We start from the raw sequence: 14548 nt of genomic DNA on the forward strand, positions 1-14548 counted from the left end.
GCGAGAATTGAAGCCAAGCATAGCATGCAACCCCGACGCGAAATCGAAAAAGGAACTGCGCGCAACACTGCTCAAAGCCCGTCTCGATGCGGCTCGCGAGCCCGCGCACGCGGCGGCGTTAAAGCATCAGGTGCTTCATGTGCTGCAGCGTTATGCGCCGGCTCGCGTGGGGTTCTACTGGCCGCTCGCCGGTGAATTCGATGCACGCGAAGCGATCGCCGAATGGCTCGCCGCCGATACAGGACGCGAGGCAGGATTGCCGGTCATTCATAGCGTGTATTCGCCGCTGGCATTTCACGCGTGGACGCCGGACACGGCGATGAAAACCGGCCATCACCGGATTCCGGAGCCCGACTCGGGACGTGACGTGATCCCCGATCTGCTGTTGATTCCCTGCGTGGGTTTCGACGAGGACGCCTTCCGGCTCGGCTACGGCGGCGGCTATTACGACCGCACGCTGACCACCTGGCCCAGCGCGATAAAGCCGGTGACAGTGGGCATCGCATACGAAGCCTGCCGCATGGACGCACTGCCGCGCGAGGCGCACGACATTCCGCTCGACGCGATCATCACCGAGCTCGCCTGTTACCCAAAGCGGACAGACTGATATTGCGCGCGCGTTAAAGCGAAGCCGCCGCGCGCGCTGCTGTATCGTACAGGCCGGATGCGTTGCGCATCAACTGCGCCGCCTCGCCGATCTGCTCGTTCGTGAGACCGCTGTCCTTCAACGTCTCGATCAGGCAGTTCTCGCGGACTTCGCGATATTTGAGGCATAGCTCGCGGCCGGCTTCCGTCGCTTCGAAAAACACTTCCTTGCCGGTCTTTTCGCTTTTTACATACCCTCTAGCTACGAGCTTCTTCAGCGCATAGGTCGCGACGTGCGTATCTTCGATGTTCAGCACGAAGCAGATGTCGGCCAGTTTCTTGCGACGCTCGCGATGGCTCACGTGGTGCAGCAGCGACACCTCGATGGCGGTCATGTCCTTGTCGCCCGCTGCCGACATGCAGCGCACCATCCAGCGGTTGAACGCGTTGCCTGCCATGATCAGCGCATATTCCAGCTCGGATAGCTCCGCGCTCGTTTCAGAAACGAGGTGTTCCGAGGAGACGATCTTGGTGGGATGACGCGACATGAGGCAATCTCTATACATGTTGGGAAGGTGCCGGAAGTGTACGACGCCGTCCTGGAAATGTGAGCCTGGCACAAACGCTTATTGATAAATTGTAGATAACTTATTGAGAATGTAGCCTACCCAACGTGCGGTACATCGCCAGTTCTCGTCGGACGAATCTGGCATGTGGCGCACGGCGGGTCGGGTTTTCGACTCAAACCAAGTCATTCATGAATCAGCCACGCATCTATCCGTTGGGCGATAACGCGCTCGTCTGCGAATCTCCGCCACCGGCGACGCTCGCCTGCCAGCAGCGCGTCTGGGCGGCCGCGCAGGCCGCGCGCGGCTGGCCACACGTGCTCGAAGTCGTGCCGGGCATGAACAATCTGACGCTGGTCATCAACCCGCTGGAAGCCGATCGCGACGCGCTCACGGAAATGCTGCGCGCCGCGTGGGACGCCACCGGTAAGGCAGCGGATGCTGGTCGCGAGGTCGAAATCCCGGTCACGTACGGCGGCAAGGCGGGTCCGGATCTCAAGGTCGTCGCGAAACATACGGGATTGTCGACAGACGAAGTGGTGAAGCGTCACGCCGCGGGCGAGTACGTCGTGTTCTTCCTCGGCTTCCAGCCGGGCTTTGCCTACATGGGCGGCCTTGAAGAGAAGCTGCACACGCCGCGACGCGCGGAGCCGCGACTCGAAGTCCCGGCTGGCACGGTCGGCATCGGCGGCGCGCAAACCGGTATTTATCCGGCCGCGTCGCCGGGCGGCTGGCAGCTGATTGGCCACACTGAACTGCCGCTCTTCGACCCCACGCGCACGCCGCCCACCCTGCTGCAGCCGGGCGACCGCGTGCGCTTCACGATTGCGGGGATCGACGCATGATCGATGTCATCCACGCAGGTCTGTTGACCACCGTCCAGGATCTTGGGCGCCACGGCTACCGGCATCTCGGCGTCGCGATGGGCGGCGCGCTCGATCGCCTGTCGCTCGAAGTCGGCAACCGGCTCGTCGGTAACCGGCCGGATGCGGCCGGCCTCGAAATCACCTTCGGCCCGACTGTGCTGCGCTTTCCGCGCGCCACACGCATCGCGATCACCGGCACCGAGTTCAGCGCGACGCTCGACGGCAAGCCGGTGTATTCGTGGTGGAGCCTGCCCGTGCAGGCCGGCCAGGCACTCACGCTCAACGCGGCGAGGCGCGGCATGCGCGGTTACGTCGCCGTGGCCGGCGGCATCGACGTCCTGCCGATGCTGGGTTCGCGCAGCACCGATCTCAGCGGCGGCTTTGGCGGACTCGGCGGACGCGCGCTGCGTGATGGCGACCGTCTCCCTGTCGGCGCGCCCGTCGCGCGCCCCGGTTCGTGGTTCAGTCCGGACGCGCCGGAATTCGGCGTGAAAGCGCCCGCCTGGTGCAAGTTCGTGCTGGTTCATGAACCGCTGCGGCGCGGGCGTCATCCGTCGAATGTGCCGTGGGCCGTGCCCATCCGCGTGCTGCCCGGTCCCGAATACGACAGCTTCACAACCGACGCGCACACCCGCTTCTGGGCCGACGAGTGGCTCGTCACGCCGAACAGCAACCGGATGGGCTATCGCCTTGCCGGCGCGGAACTCGCGCGCAAACGGAAGACCGATCTGCTGTCGCACGCGGTGCTGCCGGGCACGATCCAGGTGCCGCCGAACGGCCAGCCGATCGTCCTGATGGGCGACGCGCAGACAACAGGCGGCTATCCGAAGATCGGCGCGGTGATCCAGGCCGACATGTGGAAGCTCGCGCAGGTGCGGCTCAACGCATCGGTTCGCTTTGTGCCGGCAACACCTGTAGAAGCGCGTCAGGCGCTGCTCGAAGAACGCGCCTATCTGCGGCAGATCGATGCCGCGATCGCGATGCATGAAGAACGCTGCGCGCGCCAGCCGGCGCTGGCGGCATTGCAGGACCAGTAGGAGAAACACCATGGAAATTGATTTGAACGCCGACCTCGGCGAAGGATGCGGTTCCGACGAGGCGCTGCTCGATCTCGTCAGCTCGGCCAACATCGCGTGCGGCTGGCATGCCGGCGGCGCGACCGCGATGCGCGACTGCGTACGCTGGGCGGTGCAGAAAGGCGTGTCGATCGGCGCGCATCCGAGCTTCAACGATCCGGAGAACTTCGGTCGCAAGGAGATGGACCTGCCGGTCGGCGATATCTACGCGGGCGTGCTGTACCAGCTCGGCGCGCTGTCGGCGATTGCACAGGCGGAAGGTGGGCGCATCGCGCACGTGAAGCCGCACGGCGCGCTCTACAACCAGGCCGCGCGCGACCCGAAAATCGCCGATGCGATCGTTTCGGCGGTGCATGACTTCGATCCTTCGGTGGCCGTGTTTGCGCTGGCGAACAGCGGACTGGTGAGCGCGGCGCGTGAAGCGGGACTGACCGCCATCGAAGAGGTGTTCGCCGACCGCGGTTATCGCGCGGACGGTTCGCTTGTGCCGCGCAAGGAGCCAGGCGCCTTGCTCGATGACGAAGAGGTCGTGCTCGCACGCACGCTGGCCATGGTGCGCGAGCAGCGCGTACAGGCAGTGGACGGTCAGTGGGTGCCGCTCAACGCACAGACGATCTGTCTGCATGGCGACGGTCCGCACGCGCTGGCTTTCGCGCAGCGCATCCGGGCCGCGCTCGCCGATGCCGGCATCAGCGTGCACGCGGCCACCAGCGTGCGCGTCTGACAGGACAGACGGCGCAGCCATCACCCGAAAGACCCGACGACATCGACGCCCCGCTTCACGCGGGGCGTTTGCCAGATAGAGCAGAAGTCGCAACACACGCATGACCCGTATCACCCGCAGCAGAAGTCGCTGCGGGCGCAACACCCTGAGCAGTCGCGGTAGATGCACCCGAAGCACCCGAAATGCAGCAACGCAGCAACAACGACGCAGTCGACGCGGCCAGCAAGAGCCGCGCAGGGCAGGACGGCGCACGGCACGCCCGGCGCGCCGCCCAATATGAGCCGCCACCAGCGGCATCCGGGTTCAACCACATAGAGAACCCAGTTTGGAGATCCAGATGCAGACAACAGTCAGTTTATGGCCGCTCATTGGCGTAGCCGTCATCATCATCGGGTTTGTATTGCGCTTCAATCCGATGCTGATCGTGGCGGCCGCCGCAATCGCCACCGCCCTCGCCGCGCATTTCCCGCCTGAGAAAATCCTCGCGGCGATCGGCACCGGCTTCATCAAGACCCGCAACATTCCGCTCATCATCCTGCTGCCGCTTGCGGTGATCGGGCTGCTCGAACGGCACGGCCTGCGCGAACGTGCGCAGATCTGGATCGCCGGCATCAAGGCGGCGACCGCGGGGCGTCTCCTCATCGTCTATCTGCTGGTGCGAGAACTGACGGCGGCCGTCGGCCTGACCGGCCTCGGCGGCCATCCGCAGATGGTGCGTCCGCTCCTCGCGCCGATGGCCGAAGGCGCAACCGAAAGCCGCTTCGGCAAGTTGAGCGATGCGGTCCGCTACCGCCTGCGCGCGTATTCGGCCGCGACGGACAACGTCGGCCTGTTCTTCGGCGAAGACATCTTCGTCGCGTTCGGCGCGATCGTGCTGATGGTCACCTTCCTGAAGGAAGCGGGCATCGTCGTCGAACCGATGCATGTCGCTGTTTGGGGTATTCCAACCGCGACCTGCGCGTTCATCGTTCACGGCTTCCGGCTGTGGCTGCTCGATCGCAAGCTCGAACGCGAACTGCGCGGCACGGCTGCGACAGGCGCCGGCAAACAGACACAGTCGCAATCCCAGACGGCTTCGGGAGACAACGCATGATCACCATCAACTATCTGTTCTGGCTGCTCGGGATCGTGCTGCTGATCGTCGGCGGCATGATCATTTCGGATCGGGAGCATCCGCGCCGCTTCACGGCTGGCGGCTTCTGGATCCTCTACGCGCTGATCTTCCTCGTCGGCGACCGGCTTCCGCCGGAAGTGGTCGGCGTGCTGGTGATCGCGATGGCGCTGATTGCCGGTTTCGGCGGCGTCACGGGGGCGAAGCCGAAAGTGCTCTCCGAAGAAACGCGGCTCGCAAGTGCACGGCGCCTCGGCAACAAGCTGTTCGTTCCGGCGCTGACGATTCCGGTCGTGACCGTGATCGTCACGCTCACGGCGAAGTATTTCAGCGTCGGCGGCATGCCGCTTGTCGAACTGAAGAACGTTACGCTGATCGGCTTCGGTATTGGCTGTGTGATCGCGCTGGCCGTTGCGTGCGTGATGACGCGCGACACCGTCGGCCAGTCGATGAAGGAAACGCGCCGGCTCGTCGACGCGCTTTCGTGGGCCGCCGTGCTGCCGCAGATGCTCGGCATGCTCGGGCTCGTGTTCTCGGACGCGGGCGTCGGCAAGGCCGTCGCGCATCTGACCATCGCGTACGTGAATCTCGACTACCGGCTCGTCGCGGTGGCCGTGTACTGCATCGGCATGGCGCTGTTCACGATGGTGATGGGCAACGGCTTCGCCGCGTTCCCGGTGATGACGGGCGGCGTGGGCGTGCCGATTCTGGTTGGCGTATTCCACGGCAATCCGGCCGTGATGGTCGCGATCGGGATGTTCTCAGGCTACTGCGGCACGCTGATGACGCCGATGGCCGCGAACTTCAACATGGTGCCGGCCGCGCTCCTCGAATTGCCGGATAAGAACGCGGTGATCAAGGTGCAGGTGCCAACCGCGTTGACGCTGCTGGTCGTGAACATCTTCCTGCTGAACGTCCTGATGTTTCTTTAAGGCTTGATATAGCGCCTGTTCGTTGTGCAGTGATCGCATGCGACGGACGGGCGCTTTCACAATCGACGCTACGCTCAATTCGCGTCGACGATGAACCCGCGCTGGCGCAGCAACGCCAGCACGCCCTTCGGTCCGCCGAGATGCAGCGCGCCGATCGCGACAAACACCGGTTTGTTCGGCGCGGCAATCGCAACCATCCGCGAGACGAAACGCCGGTTCCGCTCGTACACGATCTTGTTGTCGATCGAGGCCGACAGGCGCTGATCGCGCGCCAGTTTCTCCGACTTCGCGGTATCCCACGCCGCGATCGCATCGGCATCGCCGACGCGCCACAGCCGGTGCAACGTCTGCACATCGGCGACGTTTTCTTCGGGCGTCTGCACCAGGTCCTGCGCAAGCATTTCGCGCTGCTGCGCTAGCGTGAGCCCGGTGAACGCGCGCATCTGTTCCGACAGCGTTTCCAGCCCGACCAGCTTTCCGCGTGTCTTCAGATACACGTTCTGCAACTGCGCTTCGGTGCCGTACTCGGTCTGCAGGCCGGCGCTCAGTGAATCGTAGGTTTCGACCAGCAGCGCCGCGAGCCACGGACGCATCTTCTTGATCTCTTCGAGCGCTGCCGGATTGCTGCGCAGACGCAGCGCGAGCCTGCGCCACAACGGCTCCGGCAACAGGCGCGGCAAACATTCGCGCGCGCAGATGCCGAACTTCGACACATCGTCCTGCGACTCGAGCAGATCGTCGGGCGACAGTTCGAGCGCGAGCGTCGGCGATGCGGCGAGCGCGGCGAGAATCGGCTTGCGAAAGGGCTGATTCGGCGGATAGTCGGCAGGATCGCCGACGTGCAGCGTGCCAAGCAGATAGAGGGTCGTCGTGCCGCGCGTCGCGACATAGAACGGCATGCGCGCTGGCTCCAGACGCACCGCGCCGCTTGCGGAATTGCTCGACGGCGGCGGATTGAAACCGGGCAAGGTTGCGCGCGGCGGCGCAGAGGGAGCCGAAGGCGCGGCCGGAACGGGCACCGGACGCCCGGCCTGCACCGGCGTATTCGCCGAAACCCCGGCGGCATGCACCTCGGGCGACACCGACGAGAAAGACAGACACAGCACGACGGCAAGCGCGGCCCATCCCGGCAACCCCGTCCGCCCATGCTGTTTCAGGACGCGGGTGAAACCGTCGGACATCGAGCCACGCAGCGCATCTACCAGGATAGATGTGAGGGAAAACGCGAAGGCAACACTACGGCCGCCTTCACGCAGGCGGCGCGCAGCACCACGCGCCGCCAACGGATCAGGCATCCGCCTCCCCTACCTCCTCAGCCCGATGACACGACACCTGACGGCCATCCACTTCACGCAGCTTCGGCTCTTCGGTCCGGCACCGGTCGATCGCATACGGGCAGCGCTGATGGAACGTGCAGCCCGACGGCGGATTGAGCGGCGACGGCATTTCGCCCTGCAGCTTGATCTGGATGCGCCGGTCGGCTTCGAAGATCGATGGTGTCGCCGACATCAGCGCCCGTGTGTACGGATGCCGCGGTCGTGAGAACACCGTCTTCTTGTCGCCGAGCTCAGCGACACCGCCGAAGTACATCACCATCACGTCATCCGCGATGTGCTCGACCACCGACAGGTTGTGCGAGATGAACACGTAGCTCGTCTTGAACTCTGCCTGAAGGTCCATGAACAGGTTCAGGATCTGCGCCTGGATCGACACGTCGAGCGCCGACACGGGTTCATCTGCGACGACGATCTGCGGATCAAGAATCATCGCGCGCGCAATCGCGACACGCTGACGCTGACCGCCGGAGAACATATGCGGATACCGCTTCGCATGTTCAGGCCGCAGGCCGACGGTGCGCATCATCTGCGCGATGCGGCCCGCGCGTTCGCTCGCCGTTAGCTGCGTGTTGATCGCGAGCGGCTCGCCGAGCGTCTGCTCGACGGTCTTGCGCGGATTCAGCGAAGCAAACGGATTCTGGAACACCATCTGCACGCGCCGCCGCAATGCGGCGATCTTCGCGTGATCCGCGCCGGCGACGTCCTCACCGTCGATCAACAGACGGCCGGACGTCGGCGCTTCGATCATCGTCAGCTGACGCGCGAGCGTCGACTTGCCACAACCGGATTCACCGACCACGGCCAGCGTCTTGCCGCGTTCGAGCGAGAACGACACGCCGTTCAGCGCCTTCACCGTACCGTGGCCGAACATGCCGCGCTTCACCGCGTAGTGCCGCGCGAGCTGGTCGGCGATCAGCACTTTGTCGCTGGCCGGGCCAGCCGGTCGCGGGTGGCGCGTTTCGGGTACTGCGTTCATCGTGCGCCTCCGCGTGTGTGAATGTTGGCGTCGCCGGTCAGGTTCAGCGGCTTGATACAGCGCACCTGCGTCGCCTCGCTGTGATCCGGCAACGGCGCGAGCGCCGGCCGCGCCTTCATGCAATCGTCGACGACGTATTTGCAGCGCGGTCCGAACAGGCACCCACGCGGCCGGTCGTCGCGACCCGGCACCATGCCCGGCAATGCAGCGAGCCGCACCGCGCCGACGTTGTGCTCGGGAATCGCCGCCAGCAACGCTTCCGTGTACGGATGATGCGGCGCGGCGAAGATATCGGGCACCTTGTTCGTCTCGATGACTTCGCCTGCATACATCACTGCCACGCGCTGCGCGACTTCCGACACCACGGCCAGATCGTGCGAAATCAGCACGAGCGCCATGCCGCGTTCCTTCTGCAGCTTCACGAGCAGTTCCATGATCTGCGCCTGGATCGTGACGTCGAGCGCGGTGGTCGGCTCGTCGGCGATCAGGAGCTTCGGATTGCATGCGACCGCCATCGCGATCATCACACGCTGGTTCATCCCGCCCGACATCTGGTGGGGAAAGGACGTGATGCGGTTCTTCGCGTCTGGAATGCCGACCTGGTCGAGCAGTTCCAGCGCGCGCTTATGCAACGCATCGCCGCGCAGACCTTCGTGCAGCTTCAGCACTTCCTTGATCTGATAGCCGACGGTGTAGCTCGGGTTCAGGCTCGTCAGCGCGTCCTGAAAGACCATCGCGATGTCCTTGCCGATGATCTTCCGGCGTGCGCTCGCCGATGCCTTCAGCAGATCCTTGCCGTCGAATGTGATTTCGTCCGCGGTGACCTTGCCCGGCGCGTCGATGAGACCCATCAGCGCCATCATCGTCACGCTCTTGCCGGAACCCGATTCACCGACCACGCCGACCACTTCGCCTGGCTTCACATCCAGGTTGATACGGTCGACAGCGGGCGCGCCGCTGAAGTTCACTGCGAGATTGCGGATGGTTAGAAGATTGTTCATGTCATGCCATCCGTTTCAGTTTGGGATCGAGCGCATCGCGCAGCCCGTCGCCGAGCAGGTTGATTGCGAGCACCGAAACCAGGATGGAAAGACCGGGCATCGTGACGATCCACCATGCGCTGTCGATATAATCACGCGCCGAAGCGAGCATCGCGCCCCACTCCGCCGAAGGCGGTTGCACGCCGAGGCCGAGAAAACCGAGCGCGGCGGCATCGAGAATCGCCGACGAAAAACCGAGCGTCGCCTGCACGATCAGCGGTGCGGTGCAGTTCGGCAGCACCTGCGAGAACATCAGACGCAGCGTGCCCGCACCCGCGACGCGCGAAGCCGTCACGTATTCCTTCTGCAACTCACCCTGCGCCGACGCGCGCGTCAGACGCACGTAACCCGGCAACGCGACGATCGCAATCGCGAGCATCGTGTTGATGAGGCCCGGACCGATGATCGCGACCACGGCGACTGCGAGCAGCAGTGACGGCAGCGCGAGCAGCACATCCATGATGCGCATGATCGGCGTGTCGGCCCACTTGTCGAAGAACGCGGCGACAAGCCCGAGCACGACGCCCGGAATCAGCGCGAGCACCACCGAAACAAAGCCGATCCAGAACGACAGCCGCGCGCCGTACATCAGACGCGAGAGGATGTCGCGGCCGGCTTCGTCGGTGCCGAGGATGAACTTCCAGTTGCCGCCTTCAAGCCACGCGGGCGGAATCTTCACCGAATCGCGATACTGCTCGATCGGGCTGTGCGGCGCGATCAGAGGCGCGAAAATCGCGATGAAGATCAACGTCAGCACGATGATGCCCGCGACAACGGCGCCGCGATTGCGCGAGAAGTTGGCCCAGAATTCGCGGGCGGCTAGTGCGCGGCCGCCTGCGGGGGTAACCGCCGTGGGGACGGTATTTTGTATGTCTGCCATCGCTCTCTTTACCTCGTATGGCGAATGCGTGGATTCAACACGCCGTACAACAGATCGACGATCAGATTCACGAAGATCACTAACGTGGCGATCATCAGGATGCCGCCCTGCACGACCGGATAGTCGCGCCGGCTGATTGCATCGATGAGCCATTTGCCGATGCCGGGCCACGAGAACAACGTCTCGGTCAGCACCGCGCCCGCGAGCAGCGTGCCGACCTGCAGGCCGATCACGGTCACCACCGGAATCAGCGCGTTACGCAGCGCATGCACGACGATCACGCGTCCGGGTGCGAGACCCTTCGCCCGTGCGGTGCGGATGTAGTCTTCGCGCAGCACTTCTAGCATCGACGAACGCGTCATCCGCGCGACGACCGCGAGCGGAATCGTGCCGAGCACGATCGACGGCAGGATCAGATGGCTCACGGCCGAGCGGAACGCGCCTTGGTCGGTGGAGAGCAGCGCATCGATCAGCAGCAAGCCGGTGACGCGCGGAATGTCGTATTCCACCGCGATACGGCCAGCAACCGGCGTCCAGCCGAGATCGGCCGAGAAGAACATGATGAGAATCAGCCCCCACCAGAAGATCGGCATCGAGTAGCCGGTGAGCGCGGTGCCCATCACGCCGTGATCGACCACCGTGCCGCGTTTGAGCGCCGCGAACACGCCCGCTGGCAGACCAACGATCAGCGCAAACAGCATCGCGCAGATCGACAGTTCAACCGTTGCCGGGAAGCGCGCGAGGAATTCCTCCATCACGCTCGTGTTGGTGATGATCGACATGCCGAGGTTGCCATGCAACGCGCGGCCGACGTAGTGGATGTACTGCATGGGAAGCGGCTCATCGAGCCCGAGGCGGTGCATCGCGGCAGCGTGCATCGCCGGATCGACCCCGCGTTCGCCCATCATGACTTCGATCGGGTCGCCGGGGATCAGGTGAATCAGCGCGAACGCCAGAATGGTGATGCCGATGAAAGTCGGTATCACCATGCCGATGCGGCGCAAAACGAATCGGAACATGGTTCGTCCCTATGTACTTGATGCTTGATGAACAGAAAAAATGCAACCGGCGACGAGGGCTCGTGACCCCGGTCGCCGGTATATTTTCGACCAGTTTTCCTGTTTTTTTGAACTTGCGGAAAACCTGGTACCCCAGTCTTACTTCACGCTCACGCCGTCGAAGCGCGCATAGCCCAGCGGCTCGATGCGCATGTCTTCAACCTTCTTGCTGACCGGTTGATACACCGTCGAGTGCGCGATCGGCGAGAACGGCAGCTGCTGCGCGAAAATCTGCTGAGCTTCGACGTACGCCTTCGTACGACCCGCTACGTCAGACGTTTCGCGGCCCTTCTGCACCAGATCGTTGAACGGCTTGTCGCACCACTTCGAGAAGTTGTTGCCATTCACTGCGTCGCAGCCGAGCAGCGTGCCGAGCCAGTTGTCCGGATCGCCGTTGTCGCCGGTCCAGCCGATCAGCATCGTGTCGTCTTCGCCTGCGTGGGCGCGCTTGATGTACTCGCCCCATTCATACGTGACGATCTTCGCCTTCACGCCGATCTTCGCCCAGTCGGCCTGGATCATTTCCGCCATCAGCTTGCCGTTCGGGTTGTACGGACGTTGCACCGGCATTGCCCACAGCGTGATGTCGAAGCCGTTCGGGTAGCCGGCCTTCGCCAGCATCGCCTTCGCCTTCTCCGTATCGTACGTCTGCGACTTCAGGTTCTTGTCGTACGACCATTGCGTCGGCGGCATCGGGTTCGTTGCCGACTGACCTGCGCCCTGGTACACGGATTCGACGATCGCCTTCTTGTTGATCGCCATGTCGAGCGCCTGACGCACTTCGACCTTGTCGACCGGCTTGTGCGACACGTTGTACGCGAGGTAGCCGAGATTGAAGCCAGCTTGCGACGGCATCGAGATGTTCGCTTCCGCCTTCAGCGGCGCGATGTCGGCCGGACGCGGATAGCTCATCACCTGGCATTCGTCGCGCTTCAGCTTCTGCACGCGCACGCCGGCGTCCGGCGTGATCGAGAAGATCAGCTTCGAAATCTTGACCGCGCCCGGCTTCCAGTAGTCCGGATTGCCGTCGAAACGGATCGTCGCGTCTTTCGTATAGCTGCGGAAAATGAACGGGCCCGTGCCAACCGGCTTCTGGTTGATGTCGGCGGCCTTGCCGTCCTTCAGCAGCGCATCGGCATACTCACCCGACAGGATCGACGCATATTCCATCGCCAGATTCTGGATGAACGGTGCGTTGACTTCCTTCAGCGTGAACTTGACGGTGTACGGATCGACCTTTTCGACCTTGTCGATCAGCTTGTCGAGGCCCATGTCCGTGAAGTACGGGAACTGGACCGGGTAAGCCTTACGGAACGGCTGGTTCGTGTCCAGCATGCGCTGGAACGTGAACACGACGTCGTCCGCGTTGAATTCGCGCGTCGGCTTGAAGTACGACGTGGTCTGGAACTTCACGCCATGACGCAGATGGAACGTGTAGGTTTTGCCGTCAGCCGAGACATCCCACTTTTCGGCGAGGCCGGGTTCGACTTTCGTGCCGCCGCGTTCGAATTCGACGAGACGGTTGTAGACGGTGAACGTATTCGCTGTGAAATCGACGCCCGTGGTGTACTGGGCCGGATCGAAGCCCGCGGGACTGCCTTCTGAGCAGTAAACGAGCGTCTTGTTCGGAATCTCGGCAGCGCCCGCAATATTGGCCGCCACCATCGACGCCGCTGCAGCGGCGACGAGCGTGGTCAGACGCGCGGCGCGCAACAGATTGTTTTGCTTCATGTTTCCTCCAGGTTCGGAACCGGCTCCCGCCGGCGTAGCGCGATATTACTGACCTTTGCTAACCCGAACAAGCGGAGGAAAATCCCCGTGTTCACGATCGGAAACATACTTGACGCAAGTTGCTGCGATGCGGCAGGCGCAGCACCCATCGGCTTACAGAACGATTTCACAAAAGTCGCCCCTGATTGTTCTATTTCTGGCCGATAGTCCAGCGTTGCGCAGAGCCAAACGGGTCGATCTTAAACCCGTTGGCGCGTTCGCATGCGTGAAGATGGGGTGTTCCTTACTGAACCTGAGCGCATTAACGTCTTTTAATGCCTTTTAAGGCCTTATCGCGCGTTGAGCCGCTCGCAGATGGCCTTCGTGGCCGCCGCGCCGTTCAGCGTATAGAAGTGCAAACCCGGCACATTCGCGTCGACGAGCCGCTGGCACAGGTTCGTCACCACATCGAGACCAAACGCGCGGATCGAGTCACGATCGTCGCCGAAGCTTTCGAGGCGCCGCGCCACCCAGCGCGGCACTTCAGCGCCGCACATCTCGGAGAAACGCATCAGCTGCGAGAAGTTCGTGATCGGCATGATGCCCGGCACGATCGGCACCTCGACGCCGAGCTTCCTCGCATCGTCGACGAAGCGGAAGTAAGCATCCGCGTTGAAGAAATACTGCGTGATCGCGGAATTCGCGCCGGCCTTCACCTTGCGCGCGAAGTTTTCCAGATCGGCATTCGGCGAGCGCGATTGCGGGTGATATTCCGGATACGCCGCGACTTCGATATTGAACCAGTCGCCGGTTTCGGCGCGAATGAACGCCACCAGTTCCGACGCGTAACGCAGTTCGCCGACTGAGCCCATGCCCGAAGGCAGGTCGCCGCGCAGCGCGACGATATGACGGATGCCGTGCGAGCGGTATTCATTGAGAATCGCGCGCAGGCTTTCCTTCGACGATCCGATGCACGACAGGTGCGGCGCGGCTTCGATGCCGTCCTTCGCGATGTCGAGCACGGTATCGAGCGTGCCTTGCTGCGTCGAGCCGCCCGCGCCGAACGTGCAGGACACGAACTTGGGCTTGAGCGGCGCGAGCTGCGCACGCGTGGCGCGCAGCTTGTCGACGCCTTCCTGCGTTTTAGGCGGGAAGAATTCGAATGAGAGTTCGATCGGGTTCATGAGTCACCAGAGTTGCCCCTGTGGGCAGCGTGCAGGGTGGCGAGGCGTCAGCCGAAGCTGCGATTGCCGAAAATGAGCGCGGACAGCAGCCACGACACAATGCTGTACAGGATCGAGCCGAAGAACGCCGACCAGAAACCCGACACTTCGAAACCCTTCAGCAGCGACGCGCACAGCCAGAAGCACAGCGCATTGACCACCAGAATGAAGAGCCCGAGCGTGAGAATCGTGACAGGCAACGTGAGCAGGATCAGCACCGGCCGGAGCACTGCGTTGATGAGCCCGAGCACCAGCGCGACGATCAGTGCAGTGCCGAAACTGCGGATGTGAATCGACGGCACGATGTACGTGATGATCAGGAGGGCAAGCGCATTAACGAGCCAGGTCAGCAGCACAGTCATGTAGAGCTCCTTGTGGGCGGGAAGTCCGCAGTGGGGCCGCGTGAGCGGACGCAGCGCGGCGCAGGATCTGCGCCGCGCTGCCCGCGTTCACATACGTTGAAG

The 14548-nt window shown here is 63.3% G+C and carries 15 protein-coding genes; 6 read left to right on the forward strand and 9 right to left on the reverse strand.

The window, feature by feature from the left end; translation table 11 throughout:
- Positions 1-7 precede the first annotated feature (7 nt).
- Complete coding sequence (locus tag P3T21_RS22940) at positions 8-607, forward strand: 5-formyltetrahydrofolate cyclo-ligase (RefSeq protein ID WP_429258236.1); 600 nt, start codon at positions 8-10, stop codon at positions 605-607.
- 13 nt (positions 608-620) lie between these two features.
- Here P3T21_RS22940 and P3T21_RS22945 read toward each other — a convergent pair whose 3' ends face one another.
- Complete coding sequence (locus P3T21_RS22945; RefSeq protein WP_429258237.1) at positions 621-1133, reverse strand: winged helix DNA-binding protein; 513 nt, start codon at positions 1131-1133, stop codon at positions 621-623.
- 209 nt (positions 1134-1342) lie between these two features.
- On the opposite strand from P3T21_RS22945, the gene pxpB reads away from it, so the two are divergent.
- The 5 genes from pxpB to P3T21_RS22970 all read left to right on the forward strand — a co-directional run bounded on the left by pxpB (position 1343) and on the right by P3T21_RS22970 (position 5860).
- Positions 1343-1996 (forward strand): 5-oxoprolinase subunit PxpB, encoded by a 654-nt coding sequence (pxpB, locus tag P3T21_RS22950; protein WP_429258238.1) that lies wholly within the window; start codon positions 1343-1345, stop codon positions 1994-1996.
- Positions 1993-3054: a biotin-dependent carboxyltransferase family protein gene (locus P3T21_RS22955; protein ID WP_429258239.1), complete on the forward strand. Its 1062-nt coding sequence runs from the start codon at positions 1993-1995 to the stop codon at positions 3052-3054. Before pxpB ends, P3T21_RS22955 begins: the two co-directional genes overlap by 4 nt.
- Positions 3055-3064: 10 nt before the next feature.
- Positions 3065-3817, forward strand: a complete 753-nt coding sequence (gene pxpA, locus P3T21_RS22960; protein ID WP_429258240.1) for a 5-oxoprolinase subunit PxpA — start codon at positions 3065-3067, stop codon at positions 3815-3817.
- Between the two features lie 337 nt (positions 3818-4154).
- On the forward strand, positions 4155-4910 hold the full coding sequence (locus P3T21_RS22965) for a DUF969 domain-containing protein (protein ID WP_429258241.1): 756 nt from the start codon (positions 4155-4157) through the stop codon (positions 4908-4910).
- Positions 4907-5860: a DUF979 domain-containing protein gene (locus P3T21_RS22970; protein ID WP_429258242.1), complete on the forward strand. Its 954-nt coding sequence runs from the start codon at positions 4907-4909 to the stop codon at positions 5858-5860. The genes P3T21_RS22965 and P3T21_RS22970 overlap by 4 nt, the downstream gene beginning before the upstream one ends.
- Before the next feature lie 74 nt (positions 5861-5934).
- Here the strand turns inward: P3T21_RS22970 and P3T21_RS22975 are convergent, their stop codons facing one another.
- The 8 genes from P3T21_RS22975 to P3T21_RS23010 form a co-directional block, all read right to left on the reverse strand.
- Positions 5935-7155: a TraB/GumN family protein gene (locus P3T21_RS22975; protein WP_429258243.1), complete on the reverse strand. Its 1221-nt coding sequence runs from the start codon at positions 7153-7155 to the stop codon at positions 5935-5937.
- The gene (locus P3T21_RS22980) at positions 7148-8173 is read right to left on the reverse strand and encodes a peptide ABC transporter ATP-binding protein (protein ID WP_429258244.1); all 1026 of its coding nucleotides are present in this window, start codon (positions 8171-8173) and stop codon (positions 7148-7150) included. Before P3T21_RS22980 ends, P3T21_RS22975 begins: the two co-directional genes overlap by 8 nt.
- On the reverse strand, positions 8170-9174 hold the full coding sequence (locus P3T21_RS22985) for an ABC transporter ATP-binding protein (RefSeq protein ID WP_429258245.1): 1005 nt from the start codon (positions 9172-9174) through the stop codon (positions 8170-8172). The genes P3T21_RS22980 and P3T21_RS22985 overlap by 4 nt, the downstream gene beginning before the upstream one ends.
- Before the next feature lies 1 nt (position 9175).
- Positions 9176-10093 (reverse strand): ABC transporter permease subunit, encoded by a 918-nt coding sequence (locus P3T21_RS22990; protein WP_429258246.1) that lies wholly within the window; start codon positions 10091-10093, stop codon positions 9176-9178.
- An 8-nt stretch (positions 10094-10101) separates the two neighbouring features.
- Positions 10102-11112 carry an ABC transporter permease subunit gene (locus tag P3T21_RS22995; protein WP_429258247.1) on the reverse strand — a complete coding sequence of 337 codons (1011 nt, stop codon included), beginning with the start codon at positions 11110-11112 and terminating at the stop codon, positions 10102-10104.
- Positions 11113-11250: 138 nt separating this feature from the next.
- Positions 11251-12882: an ABC transporter substrate-binding protein gene (locus P3T21_RS23000; RefSeq protein ID WP_429258248.1), complete on the reverse strand. Its 1632-nt coding sequence runs from the start codon at positions 12880-12882 to the stop codon at positions 11251-11253.
- A 329-nt stretch (positions 12883-13211) separates the two neighbouring features.
- The gene (gene metF, locus P3T21_RS23005; protein ID WP_429258249.1) at positions 13212-14045 is read right to left on the reverse strand and encodes a methylenetetrahydrofolate reductase [NAD(P)H]; all 834 of its coding nucleotides are present in this window, start codon (positions 14043-14045) and stop codon (positions 13212-13214) included.
- A 47-nt stretch (positions 14046-14092) separates the two neighbouring features.
- The gene (locus tag P3T21_RS23010) at positions 14093-14446 is read right to left on the reverse strand and encodes a phage holin family protein (protein ID WP_201649006.1); all 354 of its coding nucleotides are present in this window, start codon (positions 14444-14446) and stop codon (positions 14093-14095) included.
- Positions 14447-14548 lie beyond the last annotated feature (102 nt).

The organism is Paraburkholderia sp. GAS334 (assembly GCF_050436625.1).
In the GTDB taxonomy this organism is placed as follows: Bacteria; Pseudomonadota; Gammaproteobacteria; order Burkholderiales; family Burkholderiaceae; genus Paraburkholderia.

Coding starts and splice junctions, on each gene's coding strand:
- P3T21_RS22945 (WP_429258237.1), bottom strand. CDS start 1,133: ATGTCGCGTCATCCCACCAAGATCGTCTCCTCGGAACACCTCGTTTCT.
- pxpB (WP_429258238.1), top strand. CDS start 1,343: ATGAATCAGCCACGCATCTATCCGTTGGGCGATAACGCGCTCGTCTGC.
- P3T21_RS22955 (WP_429258239.1), top strand. CDS start 1,993: ATGATCGATGTCATCCACGCAGGTCTGTTGACCACCGTCCAGGATCTT.
- pxpA (WP_429258240.1), top strand. CDS start 3,065: ATGGAAATTGATTTGAACGCCGACCTCGGCGAAGGATGCGGTTCCGAC.
- P3T21_RS22965 (WP_429258241.1), top strand. CDS start 4,155: ATGCAGACAACAGTCAGTTTATGGCCGCTCATTGGCGTAGCCGTCATC.
- P3T21_RS22970 (WP_429258242.1), top strand. CDS start 4,907: ATGATCACCATCAACTATCTGTTCTGGCTGCTCGGGATCGTGCTGCTG.
- P3T21_RS22975 (WP_429258243.1), bottom strand. CDS start 7,155: ATGCCTGATCCGTTGGCGGCGCGTGGTGCTGCGCGCCGCCTGCGTGAA.
- P3T21_RS22980 (WP_429258244.1), bottom strand. CDS start 8,173: ATGAACGCAGTACCCGAAACGCGCCACCCGCGACCGGCTGGCCCGGCC.
- P3T21_RS22985 (WP_429258245.1), bottom strand. CDS start 9,174: ATGAACAATCTTCTAACCATCCGCAATCTCGCAGTGAACTTCAGCGGC.
- P3T21_RS22990 (WP_429258246.1), bottom strand. CDS start 10,093: ATGGCAGACATACAAAATACCGTCCCCACGGCGGTTACCCCCGCAGGC.
- P3T21_RS22995 (WP_429258247.1), bottom strand. CDS start 11,112: ATGTTCCGATTCGTTTTGCGCCGCATCGGCATGGTGATACCGACTTTC.
- P3T21_RS23000 (WP_429258248.1), bottom strand. CDS start 12,882: ATGAAGCAAAACAATCTGTTGCGCGCCGCGCGTCTGACCACGCTCGTC.
- metF (WP_429258249.1), bottom strand. CDS start 14,045: ATGAACCCGATCGAACTCTCATTCGAATTCTTCCCGCCTAAAACGCAG.
- P3T21_RS23010 (WP_201649006.1), bottom strand. CDS start 14,446: ATGACTGTGCTGCTGACCTGGCTCGTTAATGCGCTTGCCCTCCTGATC.